This is a genomic window from Caballeronia sordidicola (assembly GCF_000729995.1).
Classification (GTDB): Bacteria; Pseudomonadota; Gammaproteobacteria; order Burkholderiales; family Burkholderiaceae; genus Caballeronia; species Caballeronia sordidicola_A.
This window is the reverse complement of sequence record NZ_JNFG01000051.1, coordinates 1-22412: the sequence shown is the minus strand read 5'-3', so window position 1 is coordinate 22412 and position 22412 is coordinate 1. Positions and strand designations below refer to the sequence as shown.

The window sequence follows — 22412 nt, the reverse complement described above, 5'->3', positions numbered from 1 at the left end:
GGTGAAGACGGTTCGACCGACTGCATTGTCGCGCTTTCTTGACGGCTTAATGTGCCGCTCTTAAACTCCCGCCACCTTGGCGCTCGCGGGCGACTGCAAGCGGGCGCGCTACTGCGAAAAGCAGGGAGCGGAGGCTGCGCGGACGGGTCAACCTGCGCTGCCCCGCAACGGTAAGCGACTCCATCGCAAGTTGCAAGTCGATCCTGGCGCGCTTTGTCCGACAGATTTCACCACTCGAAATGGCGTTCATCCGCCGTGCTTCAACCTTCGACGATCTGTACTATCCGTTCAGCGGCAATCCGTTGGATCGTCCCACGCGTTGCCATTGCGTGGGGCGGCGCGCTTATCGATGAACTCGGGACAACCTCTTCAACAAGGATCATCAGCTTGCGCACTCGTATAGAAAGCCGCGTCCCGGCGCCTCGATCATGCCTGGCGCACCGCCGCAGTGAACCTTAAGCGCATGAGCGCCCAGCGCGCTTTCATGGTCTGGACCGGGCTTGGCTTCGCCGCGCTCGCTGTGTTCGTGGCGTCGCTGGCGCTGGGGAGTATTGCCGTGTCGCCGCTGCGGGTGATGCAGGCGCTCGTGTCCCGGTCGACTGACGTGATCGATGAAATCGTGCTCAGTCTGCGCTTGCCGCGCGCGCTCGGCGGCTTTGCGGCGGGCGCCCTGCTTGGCATGGCCGGCGCATTGCTGCAGGTCTTGCTGCGCAATCCGTTGGCCGAACCTTATGTGCTTGGCGTATCGGGTGGCGCGGCCGCATTCGCGCTCGCCGCGATGTTGTTCTCCCTGTCGTGGTGGAGCGTCGACGTTGCCGCGTTCGCGGGCGCGTTCTTGTCGATACTGCTTGTCCTCGGGCTCGCCCGGCGCGAGTTGTGGCGTGGGGAACCGCAGGACACATCGCCGAGATTGCTGCTCACCGGCGCGGTGATCGCGGCAGGGTGGGGCGCGTTGATCACGCTCATGCTCGCTATCGCTCCCGAGAATCGCTTGCGAGGCATGGTGTTCTGGCTGACCGGCGACCTGAACGGCGTCTCGATGCCATGGACCGCTTTGATCGCTTTGGTGATCGCGCTGATCGCGATCGTGCCGGCCGCGCCCCAGCTCAACGTGTTGCTGCGTGGCGATGTTGCAGCCGAGGCGCTGGGCGTGCGCGTCGTGCAGTTGAGACTGCGTGTGTATCTGGTTGCGTCGCTGGCGGCAGCGGCTGCGGTGACGACGGCCGGGACCATCGGTTTCATCGGGCTCGTGGTGCCGCATGTGTTGCGGCTCGCGTTTGGCAATGATCAACGCATGCTGCTGCCTGCATCGGCGCTGGCTGGCGGACTGGCCGTGATGGGAGCGGACCTCGTCGCGCGCACGGTAATCGCGCCGGCGCAGTTGCCGGTAGGCGTCATCACCGCGCTGATCGGGGTGCCGGTGTTCTTGTGGATGCTCCTCAGGCGCGCGCCATGAACGGACTTCAGGTCACTCAACTCACGTTGCGCGCGGGAACTCGTGCAGCAACTTCTGCAGCAGCGCGCGTGTTGGTCGCGGAGCTCACGCAGTTCTTCGCGCCCGGCGAAATGTGGTGCATCGCCGGTCCGAACGGTGCGGGCAAAACGACGTTGATCGCGGCGATGGCGGGGGTATCGAAGACGGCATCGAATGCGATTTCACTCGATGGACGCGCGTTGAGCGCCTGGGGCACCAGTGAACTCGCCCGCCGCCGCGCGTTGATGCCGCAAGCCACGCACGATGCGTTCAGCGCCACCGTTCTCGAGACCGTCATGCTCAATCGCTTTCCGCATCTCACTGGCTGGGGTTGGGAAAGCGACGCGGACCGCGCGGCTGCGCACGCGGCGCTGGATCTGCTCGGCCTCGCGGAATTCACTTCACGCGATGTCCTGTCGTTGTCAGGCGGCGAACGACAACGCGTCGCGCTGGCCGCGACCTTGTGCCAGGACGCACCGCTATTGTTGCTCGATGAACCGCTGGCGCATCTCGACGTGCATCATCAGATCGATTGCCTTGAAGCGTTGAGCGAATGGGTCCGATCGAAACAACGCAGCGTGATTTTCTCGTGTCACGATCTGAACCTTGCCCGGCGTTTCGCCACGCACGCTTTGCTACTCGATGGCGCCGGCCACACGCATGCCGGCCCCGTTCGCGATGTCCTCACGCCCGAGCGTGCCGGCGCCGCGTTCGGTTATCCACTTACGCTGATTCAGCAGGACGGTCACGAGGCGCTCGTGCCCGTGATGCGTTCAACCTCACCATGAACAACACTATGAACGACACACTTCCCCGTCCTGAACCGCTCGATCGATCGATGACGACCGAGCTGCAACATGTAATCGATACGAAGACAAAACCGCCCGGCAGTCTCGGCCGGCTCGAATCACTCGGGCTTCAGATCGGGTTGATTCAAGGGACTTTGCGGCCGCGTATCGAGCAGCCGGCGATCATTGTTTTTGCTGGCGATCACGGCATCGCGGCCGAAGGCGTGAGTCCGTTCCCGCAGGAGGTCACGGTGCAGATGGTCGCGAATTTCATCGCGGGTGGGGCGGCGATCAATGCGTTGTCGAAGGCGGCGGGCATGACGCTCGAAGTGGTGGACGCGGGTGTGGCGAGTGCGTCGCCGCCGGCGGCGGGGTTCGTCGATGTAGCGATCCGGCGCGGCGGTACCCGTAATTTCGCGCACGAACCGGCGATGACGCGCGACGAAGTATTGCAAGCGATCGAACGTGGTGCTGCGCGCGTGCGTTTTCACGCGGCGCTCGGGACCAATGTGATCGGCTTCGGCGAGATGGGGATCGCGAATACATCGGCGGCGGCGTGCCTGATGAGCCGGCTGTGCAACGTTGAGATCGATGCATGCGTGGGACGTGGCACAGGACTCGACGATGCCGGCTTGCACCACAAGCGCGATGTACTCGCTGCTGCTTTAAAGAAACACGCGGCATCCACTGATCCGCTTGAGACGCTGGCAACTTTCGGCGGCTTTGAAATTGCGATGATCGCAGGCGCGTTCCTCGCGGCGGCGGAAGCCCGCATGACGATTCTCGTCGATGGTTTTATCGTGACGTCGGCGTTGCTCGTGGCTCATGCGCTCAATCCGGCCGTGCTCGATTACTGCGTGTTCGCGCATGCATCGGATGAGACGGGGCACCGGCGCATGCTCGAACATTTCAACGCCGCGCCGTTGTTGCAACTGGGATTACGCTTGGGCGAAGGTACCGGCGCTGCGCTCGCGTTGCCGTTGTTGCGTGCGGCGGTGGCGTTCATCAATGAAATGGCGAGCTTCGAATCGGCCGGTGTGTCCGACAAGGCAGTGTGACTTCGATATGAACCGGCCATCGCAGGAACTCCGCTACTTCTTTACCGCACTCGGGTATTTCACCCGCGTGCCGGTACCGCGTTGGGTCGGCTTCGAAGTGCATTATCTGAATGCGGCGGCTCGCTATTTCCCGTTGATAGGTGCACTAGTCGGTGGAGTCGGTGCGGTCGTTTATCTCGCTGCGTTGCAGGTGTTTCCGGCAGGCGTTGCCGTGCTGTTGTCGATGGCGGCAACGCTGCTCGTCACCGGTGCGTTCCACGAAGATGGCCTCGCCGATTGCGCCGATGCCTTCGGCGGCGGCTACACCCGGGAAGACGTGTTGCGCATCATGCACGACTCGCGGATCGGTGCATTTGGCGCCATTGCGTTGATCGTCGCGCTTGCGCTGAAGTGGCAAACATTGGCCACGATGCTGCCGTTGCGCGCTGCATGGATGATCGTCGCGGCGCACGCGGCAAGCCGCACGTTTGCGATCAGCTATCTCTGCACGCTCGACTATGTACGGGCCGAAGGCAAAGCGAAACCGGTCGCGCAGAAGATGAGCGCGAGCGCGTTTCTCTTGGCTGCGTTGTTCGGATTTCCCTGGCTTTTCTGGCCCGACTGGCGGCTTGGATGCGTGATGATCGCTGCGCTCGGTGTGTTGCGCTTTGGCATGGGGCGTTATTTCGTCAAGCGTATCGGCGGTTATACCGGCGATTGCCTCGGCTTCGCTCAGCAGATTTTTGAACTTGCAATCTACCTGATTGGACTCGGATGGATCTCGTCCTGATTCGCCATCCGGCTGTTCGTATCGACACCGGGATTTGCTATGGCCGCACCGACGTTCCGCTTCTAGGCGATGCGGCCGATTCTGCGCGTGTGCTGGAGGAACGGTTGCGGTTGCTGAAAGTGCCCGCGTTTGAAGGCGTCTGGCATACGAGTCCGTTAAGCCGATGCCGTTTGCTAGCCGAAGCGTTGGGCCCTGTCCAAGCCGATGCTCGTTTGCAGGAACTCGATTTCGGCGCATGGGAAGGGCGGCGCTGGGACGGCCTGGATCGGTTGATGCTCGATGCCTGGGCAGCGGATCTTGAACACGCCCGCGAGCATGGCGGTGAGAGTGTCGCGCAGTTCGCCGCGCGGGTGATCGATTGGGCCGACTCCGTTTGCACCGCGAGCACCGACGGCCCGGTTCACGCCGTGACGCATGCGGGCGTCATTCGTGTACTGACAGCTCACTTACTCGGTGTCCCGCGCGCGAACGCGATTCAATGGCCACTGGATTTCGGCGCGATCGTCTGGTTGAAACGCGTGCGCAATGAGTGGCTGCTGGTCCGCTGGAACGCGTGACGCTTTACTTCGGACGCCGCGTTCTGGCTACTTCCAGGTCTTCACACAACGTAGCCGCTCCGAGTGCGAGACGTGGTGTCGGCCGGTTGATCAGATCGCCATCGATACCGAACAGATTGTTGCGCGCGACGGCTTTGATCGAAGGCCATTTGCGCCACGCATCCAGCGACGGCAACGGATGATCCGAACTCGTTGCGCCCGGTGTGGCTGTCACGATCGCTTCGGGATCGGCTGCCAGCACCGCTTCAGTCGAGATGGTGGGCACCAACGGTTTCAGATCAGCGAACACGTTGCGGCCACCGCATAGATCTATCACTTGGCTGACAATCTGCGACCCGTTGAGCGTCATCAGCGGGTCGTCCCAAACCTGATAAAACACGCTCACCGGCGGCCGGTTCGAATAACGCGTCCGCAAGCCGGCGATATCGTGACGAAACGCGTCCGACGCCTTATTCGACTCAGCCGATGTCCCGAGCAGGACGCCAAGTTTATCGATGGTGACAGGGATATCGTCCAGGCGATGCGGCTCGCTGAAAAACAGCGGCACATGCAGTTCGCGCAACCTGTCGATTTGACGCATCGCATTGCCATGCCGCCACACGACGATCAGGTCGGGTTTCATCGCGACGATGCGTTCGAGGTCCAGCGACTTGTTGTCGCCAACACGCGGGATGGCTTTGGCTTGCGGCGGGTAATCGCTATAACTGACCGCTCCGACAACGCGCGCACCACCGCCCGCCGCGAACAGGAGTTCGGTGACGTGCGGTGCAAGGCTCACGATGCGTTGTGCGGGAGCAGCGAGGGTGACGGTGGCGCCGGTGTCGTCGGTGACGGCGAGGGTTTCAGCCCGAGCTTGAGTCGATGCAAAAATCGCAGCGATGAAGGTCAGCGTGAGGACGTGGCGCAAGGTCATGAAGTAAGTTGGTTCCGATGCGTCATGCATGGCTAGCGCTGCGTAAGAAGCACAAATACGCGAGCGCTCATTTTTGCGTTGGGAACGCGGTGGATGAAGCACCGGACGCGAAGGGCTCAATCGTTCAGCGGATCGCGTTCACAGCGGCGGCAAACGCTTCCTCAAACCGCGCCCATTCCTCTTTCGATCCCGTCAAACCAATCCGCAAACTCGGCGACGTGCCGTGCTCGAAGAGCCGTGTCCAGATTCCGCGCGTGGCCAAAGCGTTCTGCAGCGCCGCTGCTTTGCCGGTCTCGAACCATACAAAAAGCGGCGTCGCGCGGGGATCGAAACCTTGATTGCGGATCAACTCTGCCAGCCTTGCGCTATCGCGAACCAGCGTGGCGCGAGTCTCTGCTTGCCATGAAAGGTCATTGAACGCGGCCTGCACCGCGTGTCGTGCCGGACCGCTCACTGTCCACGCACCGAGAGCGTCCGACAGCGCATCGCGAAAGGATGCCGCTGCGAGCACAAACCCGGCGCGAATCCCTCCAAGCCCATAAAACTTGCCGACCGAGCGCAGCACGACCAACCCCTCCCGCTCACTCTCCGATGCCATCGACATGGCCGCATCGCCGTAGGCATCGGCGAAGGCTTCATCAACGATCAGCGTGCCGCCGCGTCTTGCCAATTGCTCATGCCATTGCAGCAGCACGTCACGCGGGATACGTTCCGTTGTAGGATTGTTAGGATTCGCAACGATCACTTGGTCGATGTCATTCTTCAAATCGGCCGACGCAACATCGAGCGTTACGATCCGATGCCCGGCGCGTTCGAACGCCGGCCTGTATTCGCTGTACGTCAAAGGCGCAACGGCAGCAACGCCGCGTCTCAACAAGCCCGGTAGCGCGCGAATCGCGGCCTGGCTACCTGCGACCGGCAGCGCCCCTGGCGCTCCATAGTGACGCGCTGCCAGCTCGGCCAGACCATCGGCGTCTTCGGGCAAGCGGCGCCACGCGTCCATTGGCAAAGGCGGGACCGGAAATGCCCGCGGATTGATCCCCGTCGATAAATCCAGCCAGTCGCCCAGCGCGATGCCGTATCGACGCGCCGCTTCCCGTAGATTCCCGCCATGCCGGATGGGATCAGCCATGCAACCCCACCCCCATGAACGCCAACACCAGCAGCACCGCGAGCCAGAACATTAAAGTACGTTCGACCAGCCGGAGCGCGGCCACCACGTGCCGGGGCGAGGCGGTCATTCCAAACCCGAGCACGGGTCGCGTTTCCAGCGCGCCGTGATAGATCGCCGGGCCGCCCAGCAACACGTTCAGGCTTCCAGCGCCCGCCGCCATCACCGGCCCCGCATTTGGGCTGTCCCACAGCGGCGCCTGCGTGCGCCAGCAGCGCCATGCCGTGCGCGTATCACCCATCAGGGCGTAGCTGGCGGCCGTGAACCGTGCAGGCACGAAGTTCAGGACATCGTCGAAACGGGCGGCGGCCCAGCCGAAACGCAGGTAACGCGGCGTGCGGTAGCCCCACATTGCATCGAGGGTGTTAGCGAGGCGGAACATCAGCGCGCCCGGTCCGCCCGCGATGACGAACCAGAACAGCGCGCCGAAAATGGCGTCGTTGCCGTTTTCCAGCGTGGACTCCACGGCGGCGCGGGAGAGCGCGGCTTCATCGGCGTTGGCGGTGTCGCGCGAGACGATGCGCGCCGTCAGCTTTCGCGCGGCGGCCAGATCGCCGAGCCCGAGCGCGCGGGCGATCGGTGCGATGTGGTCCTTGAGGCTTTTGGCGCCGAGCGAGAACCACAGCAACGCGACATGCACCGCGCAGGCAGCGGTGAACGGCAGCACGCTTACGAGAATCCAGCTCACCACCACCGGCGGCACGACGGCCAGCAGCCACGCGAGAATACCCGCCGGCCGCGCCCGGAAACCCGTGTTCATTTTTGCTTCGATGCGCGTGGCAAGCCGCCCGAACGCGACCAGCGGATGGTGCGTGGCCGGTTCGCCGAAAATCCGGTCGATCACGACGCCGGCAATGGCGAGCATCGCCGTGACGTAGAAGGAGAGCAGCAGCATGTCAGCCTTTGAGTACGAGCGGCAGGCCGGCGACCATCATGGTCACGTGCGTGCTCGCAGCGGCGACGCGCTGGTTGAGCCGGCCGAGTTCATCGACGTAAAGGCGCGTCACCGATCCCATTGGGACCACGCCCAAGCCGATCTCGTTGCTCACTATGATCACCTTGCCGCGCACGTTTGAAAGCGCGGCGTCGAAGTCGGCGAAGGCCTGCAGCGGCGGGCCCTCGGGTGTGCTGCCGTCGGCGGGGAACAGCAGGTTGGCGAGCCACAACGTCAGGCAGTCGATCAGCACCACATGACCCTCGCGATCCAGTTTGCGCAGCACGCCGCCCAGATCGAGCGGCCGTTCGACCAGCGCCCAATGCGTCGGCCGGCGTTCACGATGCTGCTCCACGCGCGCGGCGAATTCGGCGTCGCCAATACGCGCCGTCGCCACGTAAGTGACGGGCAAACCGCTGTCGGCGGCCAGCCGTTCGGCGTGGGCGCTCTTGCCCGAGCGCGCGCCGCCGAGAATGAAGGTGAGGTCGGGTGAAGTCATCGCAATATTGTACCGGCGGGCGCTACCATAGCGGCTTCCCAGAGAACCGATGCAACCGATGACCACGGAAACACTCCTGCAATTTGCACCGCGCGGCACGCTGATGATCCAGGGCACGACCTCCGACGCCGGCAAGAGCACGCTGGTCGCGGGCCTGTGCCGGCTGGCGCGGCGCGGTGGCATGCGGGTCGCGCCGTTCAAGCCGCAGAACATGGCGCTGAACAGCGCGGTGACGGTCGACGGCGGCGAGATCGGCCGCGCCCAGGCGCTGCAGGCGATCGCGGCGGGCGTGGATGCGGAAATCGACTTCAATCCCGTGCTGCTCAAGCCGACCAGCGACCGCGGCGCGCAGGTGATCATCCACGGCCGCGCGCATGCCAATCTCGATGCCCGCGCTTATCACGCGTACAAAACTATTGCCTTCGATGCCGTGCTCGCCTCGTACGCCCGGCTTCAGCAGCGTTTTGACGCGATTGTCGTGGAAGGAGCGGGGAGCCCGGCGGAGGTGAACCTGCGGGACCGCGACATTGCCAACATGGGGTTTGCCGAGCGCGTGGATTGTCCGGTGGTACTGGTAGCGGATATTGACCGCGGCGGCGTGTTCGCTCATTTGCTGGGGACTCTGGCGTGTTTATCGGAGACCGAAAGGGCGCGGATTCGCGGCTTTGTCATCAACCGTTTTCGTGGCGATATCAGCCTGTTGCAGCCCGGTCTCGACTGGCTCGAAGCGCAAACCGGCAAGCCGGTGCTTGGCGTCGTGCCTTATCTGCACGGCCTGACGCTCGATGCCGAGGACATGTTGCCGAGCCAATTGCACACGCGTGGCGAAAGCGCCGAGGGTTTGAAAGTCATCGTGCCGGCGTTGCCGCGCATCAGCAACCACACGGATTTCGATGCATTGCGCGCCCACCCGCAGGTCGATTTCTCGTACGTGCGTGCAGGGACGGCGCCGCCGGCGGCCGATCTCATCGTATTGCCGGGCTCGAAAAGCGTGCAGCGCGACCTGGCCTGGCTGCGCGAAAACGGCTGGGATCGGGCGATTGAGCGGCATCTGCGATACGGCGGCAAGGTGCTGGGGATCTGCGGTGGCATGCAGATGCTGGGCCGCACTGTGGATGACCCCCAGGGGTTCGAAGGGCCGGCTGGCTGCGTCAACGGCCTGGGCCTGCTAGATCTCGACACCACGCTGACGGCGGACAAGCTGCTCGACAACGCGACCGGCCGGCTGACGTTAGGCACGGGCACTGGCCCGGCGCCCGTGCGGGGCTACGAGATCCACATGGGCCGCACGACAGGCGCAGCGCTCGCCCGGCCGGCCGTGATGCTTGACGGGGCGCGTCCGGACGGCGCGATTTCCGCCGATAACCAGATCGCCGCAACCTATCTGCACGGCATCTTCGATACCCCGGAAGCTTGCGCGGCGCTGCTCGAATGGGCCGGTTTGCGCGATGCCGAGGCGCTCGATTACCCGGCGCTGCGAGAGGCGTCGCTGGACCGTCTCGCGGATACGCTCGGGCAAGCGCTGGATCTTGACGCCATCGGATCGATGTTCGCTTGAAAGCGGTCAGGCCCGAATGACGTCAACAGTCCGACGTGCGGCACATACTCCCTGCGAGGCCGCCGGGCGCACGTTCGCCCCGTACTCAAGCCCCTGATTACACGGCGCAAATTCAATACAAGATCATCTGCGTGCATCGAAATAACGCGATGGTTTTACCCTCGCCGTTCGTCACAATCGCGTCCCATACATGCGTGCTACGGCCCAGGTGGACAGCGGTCGCCTTGGCCGTGATGACCCCCTCGCGGGCCGTGCCCACGTGGTTGCTCTTCAGTTCCACGGTCGTAAAATTCTTCGCACCCTCGGGCAGGTGAGCGATGCAGGCGTAGCCGCAACACGTGTCGGCGAGACCTATTACCGTCGCCGCATGCAGGAAACCGTTCGGTGCGAGCAGTTCGGGGCGGATGGTCAGTTTGCCAGTCAGCGTGCCGCTTTCCAGCGATACGACTTCCACGCCGAGCAGATCCGGCAGGCAGCCGCGCTGGCGTTCGCGCAGAGAGTCAGGGGTGATTTCGGGGCGCAGTGTGGCCATGTTGCGGACTCCTTGAAGTTGAGCGGCGTTGTCGACGCGCATGGATTGAAATAGGCAAATCCGATAGTATCAACGGCTCGAACATTTCACTTAATGCAGCGCTTACAGCACGCCCGGTGTGTCCGGCGTGGAGCGCGGCCGACAACGCGTGGATTGAACCTATGACGGTGATCGTGGTGGCGAATCCGAAGGGCGGCGTGGGCAAGAGCACGCTGTCCACGAATCTGGCGGGTTATTTTGCGGCGAACGGCGAGTGGGTCGCGCTCGCGGACCTGGACAAGCAGCAGTCAGCCCACGGCTGGCTGGGCTTGCGCCCGGACACGCTGCCGAAGATAGAAGAGTGGAAGACAAACGTTGACGCGCCGACGAAGCCGCCGAGAGGTCTGGAGAAGGCGGTTGTCGACACGCCTGCCGGGATTCACGGCACCCGTCTCGCGCTGGCGCTGGACCTGGCGGACAAGGTGATCGTGCCGTTGCAGCCATCCATGTTCGATATCCTCGCTACCCAGGAGTTTCTCGAACGGCTGCAGAAGGAGAAGGCGGTGCGCAAGGGCACGATCGAGGTCGGCGTGGTGGGGATGCGGGTGGATGCCCGGACGAAATCAGCGGATCAGCTGCATCGGTTTGTGGAAGGGCTTGACCTGCCGGTGTTGGGTTTTATCCGCGATACGCAGAACTACGTGCAGGTCGCAGCGCACGGGTTGACCATCTGGGACGTCGCCAAAAGCCGGGTAGAGAAGGATATCGAGCAGTGGCAGCCGATTATTGAATGGGTGTCGAAGAAGTAGGAGCAGGCGTAGACGACCCTTCGGCCATAAAAAAACGCCGGTTGGCTTCATTTCCACGAAAGCCAACCGGCGTTTTTTGCGTTTTCGCGTCAGACCAAACCCAGATTCAGGTCCAGTTCTGCGTCGGAACGTGGTCGCGGTTTCCCTTGATGCGGTTTTTTTCATCGACGAACACAAGATCCGGTTTCCAGCCCGACTTCAGTTCCGCCTCATCGACCAGCGCAAACGCCGCAATGATCACCAGGTCGCCCAGTTGCGCCCGGCGCGCCGCCGATCCATTCAGCGAAATCATCCCGCTGCCGCGCTCGCCCTTGATGGCGTAGGTCGTTAGGCGCTCGCCGTTATTCACGTTCCAGATGTCGATCTGCTCGTTTTCAAGGAGATTCGCGGCTTCCAGCAAGTCCTCGTCGATCGCGCACGAGCCTTCGTAATGCAATTCGCAATGCGTGACCGTGGCGCGGTGAATCTTCGATTTCAAAAGCGTTCGCTGCATCCGTCCCTCGCTCAGACTTCCAGGTTATCGATCAAGCGCGTCGTGCCCAGCTTGGCGGCGGCCAGCACGACGAGCGGGGTCGCGGTATCGGCCGGGCCGGGTGGCAGCAGGTCCACGCGCCTTCTCACCGCGATGTAATCGGGCTCCCAGCCCCGCTGCAGAAGCGCTTCCACGGCTTCTTTTTCTATCGATGCAAAGTCGCGATTGCCCGCCAGCACCGCGTCGCGTACGCGATTCAGCGTTTTTGCGAGGATTGGCGCCTCGGCACGCTCGGCCGCTTGCAGGAAGCGATTGCGCGAGCTGAGCGCCAGGCCATCGGCGTCGCGCACGGTTTCAGCAGCGATGATCTCGGTAGGCAGCGCAAACTGGTGGCACATCTGCCGCACGATCATCAGTTGCTGATAATCCTTCTTGCCGAAGACGGCTACGCGCGGTTGCACGCACGACATCAGCTTCATCACGACCGTACACACGCCCTGGAAGAAACCCGGCCGGAACTCGCCTTCCAGAATGTCTCCGAGGTTGGTCGGCGGGTGCACTCGATATTGCTGCGGCTCCGGATAAAGATCGGCTTCGGTCGGCGCGAACAGCACGTACACGTTCTCGGACTGCAGCTTTTCGATGTCGTCCTGCAGCGTGCGCGGGTATTTTTCGAAGTCTTCGTTTGGTCCGAACTGCAGCCGATTCACGAAGATACTGGCAACCACCGGATCGCCATGCTGGCGCGCCAGCCGCATGAGCGACAAGTGGCCTTCGTGCAGGTTACCCATGGTCGGGACGAAGGCGGTTCGGTTCTGGCCGCGCAACTGGTCGCGCAGTTCATGGATCGAGCTGATGACTTTCATCTAGCAGGTGTCTCCTGACGGGCAGTTTTGAAAACACTGCTCCAAGGGGAAAGAAAGGGGAAGGGGCTACGGTACGTTTTGCGCTACGTTTGCGCCACGGAAGGCTTAGGCCGGCGAATACGCGAGTCTCACGTAGATGGGCGCATACGGCTCGGCCTGGGTGATTTCAATCAGCGCTTCACGCGACAACTCAAGCATCGCGATGAAATTCACTACCACGACGGGCACGCCGCGCGACGGGTCGAAAAGATCGCCGAATTCCATGAAGCGGGCGTTCTGCAGACGTCGCAGGATTGTGCTCATATGCTCGCGCACCGACAATTCCTCCCGCGAGATCTTGTGATGCTCGACCAGCCGGGCGCGCTTGATGACGTCGGCCCAGGCGGCGCGCAGGTCGTTTGCATCGACGTCGGGGAAGCGCTGAGCCGAACTCTGCTCGACGTAGACCTCTGCCCGGAGGAAGTCGCGGCCCAGTTGCGGCAGGTGATCCAGGCGCTGCGCCGCGAGCTTCATTTGCTCGTATTCCAGCAAGCGCCGCACGAGTTCGGCGCGCGGATCTTCCGCTTCCTCACCGGTATCCGCTTTTTTCACCGGCAGCAGCATGCGCGACTTGATCTCGATCAGCATGGCCGCCATCAACAGATATTCCGCCGCGAGTTCCAGGTTGGATTCGCGAATCTGGTCGACGTAGCCCAGGTACTGACGCGTCACGTCGGCCATCGGGATGTCGAGGACGTTGAAATTCTGCTTGCGGATCAGGTACAGCAGCAAGTCGAGCGGACCTTCGAACGCTTCGAGGAAAATCTCGAGGGCGTCCGGCGGGATATACAGGTCGGTTGGCAGCTTCCAGAGCGGCTCGCCGTATAGATGCGCGAACGCCACGCCGTCAATGGTGTTCGGCGTGGAATCGGTCGCGGGCGCGGCTAGCGCCGCGGCGCGATCATCCTTGCCCGAATGTCCTGGGCGTCCCGAAGGGTGTCCCAAGCGCTCCGGAGCGTGCGGCGCCTCGCGGGCGGCACTCACGTTCAGAAATTCTGGTAATAGACGTAGGGCGTTTGTTCGACCCGCGATGTCTTGATTTCCGAGCTCTCGTCCAGGTCGATAGGCTGTTTGTCCCACAACAGCGCACGGCCTTGGCGCTGCTCTGCTTCGAGCGACGGTTTCTGCTCTTTCATCTGATTGATGAACTGGGTGATGTCCGACAGGTACATGATTCGACTTCCGTTGGCTCAGAGCGATTCGAAAACGGGCGCGGCGGAGGTTCCAGGCGAATTGCCGCCGTGAGTTGCCGCCGTGATTCATCGCAATTTTACCGCAAGCATCGGGCAGCGGAGCGGTTAACCCGCCTGAAGGTCGCGGATAGGCGGAGACATCGGCCGTCCGGTCTATCGGAGCGGCCCTATATGCAACGATAACCATCGGTAAAACCTTGTCAATTATTGAAACACGCAAGGAACAAGCGCGGTAGAGAGCCGTCCAAGGCGCACCTCCGGTATTTTTAGGAGCAGTTGGAGCGAGTGACGCTAAGCGGGGCGACGATTGGGTTGACCGTTGTCCAATCGGCTAACCCGGCGGTTTTTGGGACAGCCGGCCGCGCCAGTGTGGTGAAATAGCGCCTGCTGTACCGACGCTCGGCGCTTGCAGGCAAATGCGCAGCCGACATCAAGCCAGCACCGGGCGCCGGCCGTCCCGTGTCACCCATGCAATCCGATTAACCCAACCCCGGAGGTCACGTTTGGCGGGGCGCCTGTTTGATCCGCTGCGCATCAAGCGCGGGCAAGCCGATGACCGGCGGCTGAAGCCGCCGGTCATCGCGTCGTCGAAGGCGCCTTCCCGTGCGTGGTGGTGGTCATCCGTGCGCCGTGTCGTCTGGTCGTGCCACGCGCTGGCCATGTTTGCCGTGGCCCAACCGGCGCATGCGAAATACGACGTGGACATCGACGCGCCGCGCAGCGTCCGGGCGCTGTTGAAAGACCATCTGGATCTGTCGCGTTTCAAGAAGCGTGACGACATCAGCGACGAACAATTCGACTTCCTGGTCACGGCCACGCCGCAGGAAGTTCGCGATCTCGTTGCGACCGACGGTTATTTCACGCCGATCGTGCGAACCGACGTGAAGCATGACGGCGATAAAAAATCGGTCACCATCAGCGTTGATCCCGGTCCGCAGACCAAGGTCGCCTCCGTGTCGCTGACGTTCAAGGGCGCCATCACGACTGAAGACCCTGCTCAGGAAAACACCGCGCGCCTCGCGTTTTCAGTCAAGGAAGGCGATCCGTTCTCGCAAAACGCGTGGGATGACGCGAAGAATGCCGCGCTCAAAGCGCTACAGGCTCGCCGGTACCTTGGCGCGAAAATCTCGCAATCCAAGGCGCGCGTGAATCCGCGAACGCACATAGTGGATTTGTCGGTGACATTCGATAGCGGCCCGACCTTCACATTCGGTCAGCTCGACATCAGCGGCGTGCGGCGTTACCCGGAAAAGATCATTCACAATGTGAACCGGATTAATCCCGGCGACACTTACGACGTCGCGCGCGTGAACGAGTTGCAGCGTCAATTGCAGAACACGCCGTATTACGCATCGGTCGCTATCGACGCGGATAACGACGTCAACAAGCCCAATGAAACACCGATGCACCTGAAGGTCAGCGAGTATCCGTATAACAGCGTGCGTTACGGCGTGGGTTACGCGACCGATACCGGGCCGCACATCCAGGGCGCTTACAGTTACCTCGATACCTTCGGCAAGGCTTATCCGTTCACGATATCCGGCCGTCTGGACCAGACCCAGCAATACGGCCAGGTGCAGCTCGCGATGCCGCCGGACGGCCGCACCTGGGTGAACAGCGTGCTGGCTTCCTACACGAACACGAATGTTTCCGACACCCGCATCTACAGCGCCCGCGTGGGCGTGCAGCGCACGCGCTCGCTGCAGAACATCGACACCACATTCTCGCTGCTGTTCTATGACGACAAGCTGACGCAGAATCAGGGGCCGCCGACCTACAGCCATGCGCTCGTGCCGTCGTGGCAATGGGTGCGCCGTAATGTGGACGATCCGCTGTTCCCGCGCTCGGGCAACCTGATTCGGGCGGAAGCGGACGTCGCGGTGAAGGGCATCCTTACCGACCAGACCTTTGGCCGCGTTTATACGAACCTGCTGCAATACCTGCCGGTGGGCAAGAGCGACCTGTTCGTGTTCCGCGCGGAGTTCGGCGGGGTGTTCACGGCGGGCAGCTCGAGCGGCATTCCCGCGTCGCTGCTGTTCCGGGCGGGCGGTGCGAATTCGGTGCGCGGTTACGGTTATCAGGCCATTGGTAACGACGTCGATGGCTCCGTATTGCCGACCAAGTACCTGATGACCGGCAGCTCGGAGTACCAGCACTGGTTTTCACACGATTGGGGCGGCGCGGTGTTCTTCGACATCGGCACGGCCACCGATACCTGGAAAGAGCGCGTGTTCGAGCCGGGCACGGGTGTGGGCGTGCGCTGGCGCAGTCCGGTCGGGCCTGTGAACGTGGATATTGCGTATGGCTTCAAGAACCGGGACATCCGCCCATACCTGACGCTCGGAATCGCCTTTTGATGAATTTGCCTGGATTATTTCGTAACGAATGAGCGACCAGAACGGCCAATCTCCCTCGAACCAACCGGACCCTTCCGAGGACCGGGGGAACGGCGCGTCTGAAAACGGAACGCGTGATCCGACACGGCGCGGCGGCTGGCGGCGCCTGGCCAAATGGCTGGGCGGTATCGTGCTGGTGCTTGTGCTGTGCTTTGCGCTCGGCGTCGCGATGATCCTTTACGGGTTGAACAGCGAGCGTGGGACGCGCTACGTGTGGCAGGCGGCGACATCGCTGCTTGGCGGCCGGCTGAGCGGCACGCTCGATGGCGGAGCGATTGCCACGGGCCTGCAGTTGCGCAACGTGCACTGGAAAAGTCTGGACGGTAAAGGAACGGATATCACCGTCGACAGCGCCTCCGGCCGATGGAAACTGACGCGTGAGCCGTTGCGTTTCACCATCGACTATTTGCATGTCGGCACGGTCGATGCACGCATCGCGCCCTCGCCGAAAGACACCAGTAAAACCGAGTTGCCGCAGGATTTGCGCTTGCCGATCCAGCTCGCCATAAGCGATGTAACGCTCGACAAGCTGCGCCTCCATGAAGGCGCGACGACCACCGAATTCTCGCGGCTCGCGCTGGACGGACATAGCGATGGCCGGCATCACGAGGCGCGCATCCAGCGTCTCGATACACCGTTCGGCGCGGTCACGGCGGCACTGAAACTCGATGGCGGCGCGCGCCCGTTCCCTCTGACCGGCGATGCCGGTTATTCGGGCGAGGTTAGTGGCGAGGCCGTGCAGGTCGCCGCGCATCTGACCGGCTCACTGGAAAACCTGGCCGCCGATATCAACGCCAGCGGTCTGAAGCTCAAGGGTCAGGCGCACGTCGAGGCAGCGCCCTTCGGTGACGTGCCGCTCAAGCGCGCGCTGGTGACCATCGATCACGTCAATCCGCAGGCGTTCAGCCCGAGCGCGCCGTTCGCGGATCTCGCATTGCGCGCCGAACTGAAGCCCGATCCGGCTACGCCGAACGCGCTGGTGGTGACCGGGCCGATATCGATCGTGAACGCGAAGCCCGGCTCAGTCGATAACAAACTGATTCCCTTGATCGACGCCAACGCGAACGTGAAGCTCGATGCATCGGAGCAGGTCATTTCGGACCTCAACGTGCGGCTGCTGAAGGACGCCACCGTTACCGGCGGCGGAACGCTCAAGGGCGCGACTGGCCAGTTCGACCTGAAGGTCGCGAAACTCGACCTGAACGCGATCGAATCGACCATCCGGCCGACGCAGTTTGCCGGCCCGATCGGCGTCCATCTTGCCGGCGATACACAGACGATCACGCTCGATCTCAACGATCCGAAAGCGGCGTTGCACGCGCAAGGCAAGGTCACGCTCGACGCCAAACAAACGGCGTTCGATGGCGTGAAATTGAGCCTGGGGAAAGGCCGTATCGAGTTGAGCGGCGCGCTCCAGAAGGACACGCATTCGAGCTACGACCTGAAGGCGAAGCTCATCGATTTCAATCCGCTGCTGCTGACCGACCAACTGGTCGCGAAGCCCCCGCCGAAGGGCTCGAAAGCGAAGCCGGTGGCTACTAAATCCAAGCCCATCGAGGCACGCGTGAACGGCACGCTGGCGGCTACCGGCGTACTCGCGCCAACGCTCACCACCAAGGCTCAGTTCAAGCTCGGCGACAGCGTCTACGACAACCTCCCGCTCACCGGCGCGGGAACGATCCAGGTCGTGGGAACGCGCATCCTGCCGAGCAAGGCGACGCTGTCAGTCGCGGGCAACGACGTCGATCTCGACGGCAGTTTCGGCGGCCCGGGCGATCGCTTGCGTTTTCGTGTCGATGCACCGCAACTCGAGCGGCTGGGTTTCGGCTTGGCAGGATTTATAAAAGCTGACGGCGACGTCACCGGCTCGTTCGCGCATCCGAACCTGGCGGCGAACTATCAGGCCGACAGCGTGGTGTTCGGCGCGAACCGCGTGGGCCATGCGGAAGGCCGGGCGGAAGCCCGCGATGGCGCGAACGGTGCGCTGGTGTTCACACTTCAGGCGCGCGATGTCAGCACGGACGGGGTCGATCTCGCGAACCTCGACGCGAACCTGAACGGCACACGCGCGAACCACACGCTCAACGCGACCGCGGTCGGCAAGGTACGCGGCAATGCGGTCAACCTGACGCTGGCCGCAAACGGCCGCCTGACCGATGCCCGCGACGGCGCGCATTGGGACGGCACCGTGACCCGTTTGTCGAACAAGGGCACGCCGAGCGTGAATCTCGAGGCGCCGCTCACCGTCAGCTACGCGCCGAACCACGTGGTGCTGGGGGCGACGCGCTTATCGGCGGAAGGCGCCGTGCTCGACTTGAAATCGTTCGCGCTCGATGGCGGGCGCATCAGTTCGGCGGGCCAGTTGACGAACCTCTCGGTGGCGCGGCTGCTCGAGATCCGCCAGGAACTGGAGGGCGGACCACCGCCCGCCAGGACCGATCTGGTCTTCGATGGCGACTGGAATTTCGCGCTGGGCGCCACTGCGACGGGTTACGTGCAACTGAAGCGGCGTTCGGGCGATGTCTCCATCGACGCCGCCCGTGGCGTCGCGGCGCTCGGCATCACGGACATCACCGCCCGCGCGGACTTTACCGGCGGCAACCGGCTCAACGCGACGGTGCATGCGCAGGCAACGCGGGTCGGCGTGATCGATGCCAATGTCCACACGACCTTGGTGGCGCGCGACGGTGTGCTCACGGTCGCCGATGAAGCGCCGCTGAGCGGCGCGATTGACGCGAACGTTCCCACGCTGCGTACGACCGGCGGGCTGCTCGGCCCCACGTATCTGCTCGATGGCCAACTCGGGTTGAAGCTGACCATCGCGGGGATCGTCGCGAAACCGACAGTCTCCGGCATGCTTACCGGCGACAAAATCTCGGTGACGGTCATCGATCAAGGCGTGCAGTTGAAGGACGGCGTGATCCGGATTGCGTTGTCGGAGAACCTGGTCGATTTCCAGCAGGTCGAGTTTCGCGGCGCGAGCGGTACGTTGCGCGCGACCGGCAAGGTGCGGCTGGATCAGCAGCAGCCGGACCTGACGGCCAGCATCATTGCGGACAAGCTTGAACTGTTTGCATCGCCTGACAGGCAGTTGCAGTTGTCGGGGAGTGCATCGGTTGCGAACGCGGGCTTGCAGGGCGGCATGGCGATCGACGGCAAGTTCACCATCGATCAGGCGCTCTTCGATTTGCCCGAGAAATCGGCGCCGTCGCTCGGCGACGACGTCGTGATCGTGCGTCCTGACGGAACGGTGAAGGGCGAGGATCAGCACGTCGTCGCGACCGGCGAGAAGCCCGTGGGCGCGTTTGCGCCGCGCGCGAATATCGATATCAATCTCGGCCAGAAATTCCGCTTCCGTGGCGCGGGCGCTGACCTTGGCCTGGCTGGCACCATCACGGCCATGAGTGCGCCGAACATGCCGCTGCGGGCGGTGGGCAACGTGCGCGTCACGCCGGGTTCCACGTATACGGCGTTTGGGCGGAAGCTGGGAATCGAGAACGGCTTTTTCACGTTCAACGGACCGGTCACGAATCCCGGCATCAATATTCTGGCGATGCGCCGCAATCAGGAAATTGAGGCCGGCGTGCAGGTGACGGGCACGGTGCAGTCGCCGGTTGCGAAGCTGATTTCAGAACCGAACGTGCCGGATAACGAGAAATTATCGTGGTTGCTGTTCGGGCATGGCACGGATCAGGGCAACAACATTGGCCAGCAGAGTGCGATGACCAATGCGCTTGCATTGCTGGGGAGCACGCAGGGCAAGCGGATTGCGCAGACGTTCGGGCTGGATGAGTTTTCTATCGGAACGAGTGAAGTTGGGCTGACCGATCCGCAAGTCGTGATGTTGTCGAAGGCGATCAATGAACGGCTGGTGCTCGGCTATGAACAGGGTTTGCAGTCGGCGAGCAATGCGATCAAGGCGACGCTGAGCTTGTCGCGGTTCTGGTCGATCTCGGCGTACGGCGGCACGTTCCAGGGAATGGATCTGCTTTACACGCGGCGATTCGATTCGTGGTCGAAAAGGAATGCGCCCACGGAGGGGAAGTAAGTTGCGGAGCGCGTGAACGTTAAAAGGCCGCATTCAACGTGAGTTGGATACGGCCTTTTGGTCTTGCGTTCAGCGCGATGAAACCCGACCTTCTACTTCACGCGCATGCCCGGCTTCGCGCCGCTATGCGGCTCGAGAATGTACAAGCCCGGTTCGGCTTTCTCGTCTTCGGCGGAAGCGGCCAGGACCATGCCTTCCGACAGCCCGAACTTCATCTTGCGCGGCGCCAGGTTGGCGACCATCACCGTGAACTTGCCGATCAGGTCCTGCGGCTGATACGCCGACTTGATACCGGAGAACACGTTGCGAGTCTTTTCCTCGCCGATATCCAGCGTGAGTTGCAGCAGCTTGTCCGACCCTTCGACCGCCGTGCAATCCACGATCTTCGCGATTCGCAGATCGACCTTGGCGAAGTCATCGATGGAAATCACGCCTTCCGCTTCCGGCTCTTTCACCTTCGGCGCCTTCTTCGACGATGACGTGGAAGCAGCCGCGGGCACGGCAGCCGTCGCTTGCCCCGGCGCAACCGATTCCCGGTTTGCCTCGATCAGCGCGTCAATTTGCTTCGGATCGACGCGCGTCATCAGGTGCTTGTACGCGTTGATCGGCTGCGAAGAACCGAGCGGCGCCGAAACATCTGCCCAGACCAACGGCGCGATGCCGAGGAACCCTTCCACCGATTCCGCCAGCACCGGCAGCACTGGCTTCAATGCCAGCGACAGCAAGCGGAATGCTTCCAGGCTCACGCTGCAGGTTTCATGCAAGGCAGCCGGGTTGGCTTCGTCCTTGGCTTGATCCCAGGGCTTAGCGGTATCGACGAAAGCGTTGACGGCATCGGCGAGATCCATGGTCGTGCGCAACGCCCGGCCGTACTCACGCGCCTCATAGAGCGCGGAGATCTGCGGCACGGCGGCGCGCAACTGCTGCAGCAGCGGATGATCCATCGCGCTGTCCAGCACACGGCCATCGAAGCGCTTGATCAGGAACCCTGCCGCCCGGCTCGCGATATTCACGTATTTGCCGACCAGATCGCTGTTCACGCGCGCTTGGAAATCAACGAGATTCAGGTCGATGTCTTCCATCGTGTGGTTCAGCTTCGCCGCGAAGTAGTAGCGCAGCCACTCGGGGTTGATCCCCGTATCGATCACGCTTTTCGCCGTGATGAACGTGCCGCGCGACTTGGACATCTTGGTGCCGTCGACGGTGAGAAAACCGTGGGCGAACACGTTCGTCGGCGTGCGATGGCCGGAAAATTCCAGCATCGCGGGCCAGAACAACGTGTGGAAATACAGGATGTCCTTGCCAATGAAGTGATATTGCTCGGTCTTCGATCCCGGACGGATCCATTCCTCGAAATCGAGGCCGCGCGCCTCCGCCAGATTCTTGAAACTGGCGTAATAACCCACGGGCGCGTCCACCCACACGTAGAAATACTTGCCTGGCGCACCCGGGATTTCGAAGCCGAAATACGGCGAGTCACGCGAAATATCCCAGTCGGCGAGCTTCGCGTCGCCTTTGTCGCCGAGCCATTCGCGCATCTTGTTCGTGGCTTCGGGCTGGGCGAGTCCGCTGACCCAGCCGCGCAGGAAATCTTCGCAACGCGGGTCGGAGAGGCGGAAGAAATAATGCGTCGAGGTTTTGCGCACCGGCGTCGCGCCCGACACCACCGAATACGGGTTGATCAGGTCGAGTGGCTGGTACGTGGACCCGCAGACTTCGCAGTTGTCGCCGTACTGGTCCTTCGCGCCGCATTTCGGACATTCGCCCTTGATGAAGCGGTCGGGCAGGAACATTTCCTTCACCGGATCGTAGGCTTGTTCAATATCGCGCGCCTCAATCAATCCAGCCGCCTTCAGCGACTCGTAGATGGATTCGCACAGCACGCGGTTTTCTTCGGCGTCGGTGGAATAGTAGTTGTCGAACGAGATGCCGAAGCTATCGAAATCGCGCTTGTGCTCTTTCCCCACCCGCTCGATCAACTGCTTCGGCGTGATGCCTTCCAGCTCGGCGCGCAGCATGATGGGGGTGCCGTGGGTATCGTCAGCGCCGACGTAGTAGACCTCGTGACCGTGCATTCGCAGCGAGCGCACCCAGATATCGGTCTGGATGTATTCGACCATATGGCCGATATGAATCTGACCGTTCGCGTACGGGAGCGCGGACGTGACGAGAATCCGGCGATGGCCAGGGGTGGCGGACGCCGCTGCGGAAACGGAGGGTGCTGACGTGGGTGCTGACATAAGGCGCTGGCCCTGCGGTTGAAGAATTCAGTGATTGCGTGAAAAAGCGAATCACGATTCTAACAGCCAAGGGTCTTTCGTTCGCACTCGGGCGGGGGCGGGGATGGAGTGCTGGGA

19 protein-coding genes are annotated in these 22412 nt (G+C 62.5%); 9 read left to right on the top strand and 10 right to left on the bottom strand.

Annotated features, from left to right (window positions below):
• Window positions 1–463: 463 nt before the first annotated feature.
• The 5 genes from FH08_RS0131920 to cobC are packed head-to-tail and all read left to right on the top strand — an operon-like array spanning window position 464 to window position 4646.
• A complete protein-coding gene (locus tag FH08_RS0131920; RefSeq protein WP_051888688.1) occupies window positions 464–1456 on the top strand; it encodes a FecCD family ABC transporter permease in 993 nt (330 codons plus the stop codon).
• Complete coding sequence (locus FH08_RS0131915) at window positions 1453–2262, top strand: ABC transporter ATP-binding protein (protein ID WP_031362259.1); 810 nt, start codon at window positions 1453–1455, stop codon at window positions 2260–2262. Before FH08_RS0131920 ends, FH08_RS0131915 begins: the two co-directional genes overlap by 4 nt.
• Before the next feature lie 8 nt (window positions 2263–2270).
• A complete protein-coding gene (gene cobT / locus FH08_RS0131910) occupies window positions 2271–3320 on the top strand; it encodes a nicotinate-nucleotide--dimethylbenzimidazole phosphoribosyltransferase (RefSeq protein WP_152602966.1) in 1050 nt (349 codons plus the stop codon).
• 7 nt (window positions 3321–3327) lie between these two features.
• A complete protein-coding gene (locus FH08_RS0131905) occupies window positions 3328–4089 on the top strand; it encodes an adenosylcobinamide-GDP ribazoletransferase (protein ID WP_031362257.1) in 762 nt (253 codons plus the stop codon).
• Window positions 4074–4646 carry an alpha-ribazole phosphatase gene (cobC, locus tag FH08_RS0131900; protein ID WP_031362256.1) on the top strand — a complete coding sequence of 191 codons (573 nt, stop codon included), beginning with the start codon at window positions 4074–4076 and terminating at the stop codon, window positions 4644–4646. The genes FH08_RS0131905 and cobC overlap by 16 nt, the downstream gene beginning before the upstream one ends.
• Before the next feature lie 4 nt (window positions 4647–4650).
• Here cobC and FH08_RS0131895 read toward each other — a convergent pair whose 3' ends face one another.
• The 4 genes from FH08_RS0131895 to cobU all read right to left on the bottom strand — a co-directional run bounded on the left by FH08_RS0131895 (window position 4651) and on the right by cobU (window position 8163).
• The gene (locus FH08_RS0131895; RefSeq protein ID WP_235210568.1) at window positions 4651–5589 is read right to left on the bottom strand and encodes a cobalamin-binding protein; all 939 of its coding nucleotides are present in this window, start codon (window positions 5587–5589) and stop codon (window positions 4651–4653) included.
• A gap of 94 nt (window positions 5590–5683) precedes the next feature.
• Window positions 5684–6691 (bottom strand): threonine-phosphate decarboxylase CobD, encoded by a 1008-nt coding sequence (gene cobD / locus FH08_RS0131890; RefSeq protein ID WP_051888687.1) that lies wholly within the window; start codon window positions 6689–6691, stop codon window positions 5684–5686.
• Window positions 6684–7625 carry an adenosylcobinamide-phosphate synthase CbiB gene (gene cbiB / locus FH08_RS0131885; RefSeq protein ID WP_031362253.1) on the bottom strand — a complete coding sequence of 314 codons (942 nt, stop codon included), beginning with the start codon at window positions 7623–7625 and terminating at the stop codon, window positions 6684–6686. The genes cobD and cbiB overlap by 8 nt, the downstream gene beginning before the upstream one ends.
• A gap of 1 nt (window position 7626) precedes the next feature.
• Window positions 7627–8163: a bifunctional adenosylcobinamide kinase/adenosylcobinamide-phosphate guanylyltransferase gene (gene cobU, locus FH08_RS0131880; protein ID WP_031362252.1), complete on the bottom strand. Its 537-nt coding sequence runs from the start codon at window positions 8161–8163 to the stop codon at window positions 7627–7629.
• A 49-nt stretch (window positions 8164–8212) separates the two neighbouring features.
• Here cobU and FH08_RS0131875 point away from each other — a divergent pair, with 49 nt between their 5' ends.
• Window positions 8213–9721 (top strand): cobyric acid synthase, encoded by a 1509-nt coding sequence (locus FH08_RS0131875; protein ID WP_235210567.1) that lies wholly within the window; start codon window positions 8213–8215, stop codon window positions 9719–9721.
• 112 nt (window positions 9722–9833) lie between these two features.
• On the opposite strand, the gene FH08_RS0131870 is transcribed toward FH08_RS0131875, so the two are convergent.
• Window positions 9834–10253: a PaaI family thioesterase gene (locus tag FH08_RS0131870; protein ID WP_031362250.1), complete on the bottom strand. Its 420-nt coding sequence runs from the start codon at window positions 10251–10253 to the stop codon at window positions 9834–9836.
• A gap of 161 nt (window positions 10254–10414) precedes the next feature.
• Here FH08_RS0131870 and FH08_RS0131865 point away from each other — a divergent pair, with 161 nt between their 5' ends.
• Window positions 10415–11041: a ParA family protein gene (locus FH08_RS0131865; protein WP_031362249.1), complete on the top strand. Its 627-nt coding sequence runs from the start codon at window positions 10415–10417 to the stop codon at window positions 11039–11041.
• Between the two features lie 106 nt (window positions 11042–11147).
• On the opposite strand, the gene panD is transcribed toward FH08_RS0131865, so the two are convergent.
• From panD to FH08_RS0131845, 4 genes are all read right to left on the bottom strand, one after another.
• Window positions 11148–11534 carry an aspartate 1-decarboxylase gene (gene panD, locus FH08_RS0131860; RefSeq protein WP_031362248.1) on the bottom strand — a complete coding sequence of 129 codons (387 nt, stop codon included), beginning with the start codon at window positions 11532–11534 and terminating at the stop codon, window positions 11148–11150.
• Between the two features lie 11 nt (window positions 11535–11545).
• Window positions 11546–12379 (bottom strand): pantoate--beta-alanine ligase, encoded by an 834-nt coding sequence (gene panC, locus FH08_RS0131855; RefSeq protein WP_031362247.1) that lies wholly within the window; start codon window positions 12377–12379, stop codon window positions 11546–11548.
• A 105-nt stretch (window positions 12380–12484) separates the two neighbouring features.
• Window positions 12485–13363, bottom strand: a complete 879-nt coding sequence (locus FH08_RS0131850; RefSeq protein WP_051888690.1) for a segregation and condensation protein A — start codon at window positions 13361–13363, stop codon at window positions 12485–12487.
• 41 nt (window positions 13364–13404) lie between these two features.
• Entirely contained in the window at window positions 13405–13593 is a 189-nt protein-coding gene (locus FH08_RS0131845) for a DUF3460 family protein (RefSeq protein ID WP_031362245.1), read from the bottom strand.
• Between the two features lie 677 nt (window positions 13594–14270).
• Between FH08_RS0131845 and FH08_RS0131840 the strand changes: the two genes are divergently transcribed.
• Entirely contained in the window at window positions 14271–15968 is a 1698-nt protein-coding gene (locus FH08_RS0131840) for an autotransporter assembly complex protein TamA (protein WP_152602967.1), read from the top strand.
• 28 nt (window positions 15969–15996) lie between these two features.
• Entirely contained in the window at window positions 15997–20055 is a 4059-nt protein-coding gene (locus tag FH08_RS0131835; RefSeq protein ID WP_031362243.1) for a translocation/assembly module TamB domain-containing protein, read from the top strand.
• Between the two features lie 92 nt (window positions 20056–20147).
• Here the strand turns inward: FH08_RS0131835 and metG are convergent, their stop codons facing one another.
• Window positions 20148–22295: a methionine--tRNA ligase gene (metG, locus tag FH08_RS0131830; protein ID WP_031362242.1), complete on the bottom strand. Its 2148-nt coding sequence runs from the start codon at window positions 22293–22295 to the stop codon at window positions 20148–20150.
• Window positions 22296–22412: the final 117 nt, after the last annotated feature.

What these genes read in the sequence shown, in the direction of transcription:
- FH08_RS0131835 (WP_031362243.1), top strand. Translation starts at nt 15,997, where the DNA reads ATGAGCGACCAGAACGGCCAATCTCCCTCGAACCAACCGGACCCTTCC.
- FH08_RS0131895 (WP_235210568.1), bottom strand. Translation starts at nt 5,589, where the DNA reads ATGCATGACGCATCGGAACCAACTTACTTCATGACCTTGCGCCACGTC.
- FH08_RS0131915 (WP_031362259.1), top strand. Translation starts at nt 1,453, where the DNA reads ATGAACGGACTTCAGGTCACTCAACTCACGTTGCGCGCGGGAACTCGT.
- cbiB (WP_031362253.1), bottom strand. Translation starts at nt 7,625, where the DNA reads ATGCTGCTGCTCTCCTTCTACGTCACGGCGATGCTCGCCATTGCCGGC.
- FH08_RS0131875 (WP_235210567.1), top strand. Translation starts at nt 8,213, where the DNA reads ATGCAACCGATGACCACGGAAACACTCCTGCAATTTGCACCGCGCGGC.
- panC (WP_031362247.1), bottom strand. Translation starts at nt 12,379, where the DNA reads ATGAAAGTCATCAGCTCGATCCATGAACTGCGCGACCAGTTGCGCGGC.
- FH08_RS0131865 (WP_031362249.1), top strand. Translation starts at nt 10,415, where the DNA reads ATGACGGTGATCGTGGTGGCGAATCCGAAGGGCGGCGTGGGCAAGAGC.
- panD (WP_031362248.1), bottom strand. Translation starts at nt 11,534, where the DNA reads ATGCAGCGAACGCTTTTGAAATCGAAGATTCACCGCGCCACGGTCACG.
- FH08_RS0131870 (WP_031362250.1), bottom strand. Translation starts at nt 10,253, where the DNA reads ATGGCCACACTGCGCCCCGAAATCACCCCTGACTCTCTGCGCGAACGC.
- cobU (WP_031362252.1), bottom strand. Translation starts at nt 8,163, where the DNA reads ATGACTTCACCCGACCTCACCTTCATTCTCGGCGGCGCGCGCTCGGGC.
- cobT (WP_152602966.1), top strand. Translation starts at nt 2,271, where the DNA reads ATGAACGACACACTTCCCCGTCCTGAACCGCTCGATCGATCGATGACG.
- metG (WP_031362242.1), bottom strand. Translation starts at nt 22,295, where the DNA reads ATGTCAGCACCCACGTCAGCACCCTCCGTTTCCGCAGCGGCGTCCGCC.
- cobC (WP_031362256.1), top strand. Translation starts at nt 4,074, where the DNA reads ATGGATCTCGTCCTGATTCGCCATCCGGCTGTTCGTATCGACACCGGG.
- cobD (WP_051888687.1), bottom strand. Translation starts at nt 6,691, where the DNA reads ATGGCTGATCCCATCCGGCATGGCGGGAATCTACGGGAAGCGGCGCGT.
- FH08_RS0131840 (WP_152602967.1), top strand. Translation starts at nt 14,271, where the DNA reads ATGTTTGCCGTGGCCCAACCGGCGCATGCGAAATACGACGTGGACATC.
- FH08_RS0131905 (WP_031362257.1), top strand. Translation starts at nt 3,328, where the DNA reads ATGAACCGGCCATCGCAGGAACTCCGCTACTTCTTTACCGCACTCGGG.
- FH08_RS0131920 (WP_051888688.1), top strand. Translation starts at nt 464, where the DNA reads ATGAGCGCCCAGCGCGCTTTCATGGTCTGGACCGGGCTTGGCTTCGCC.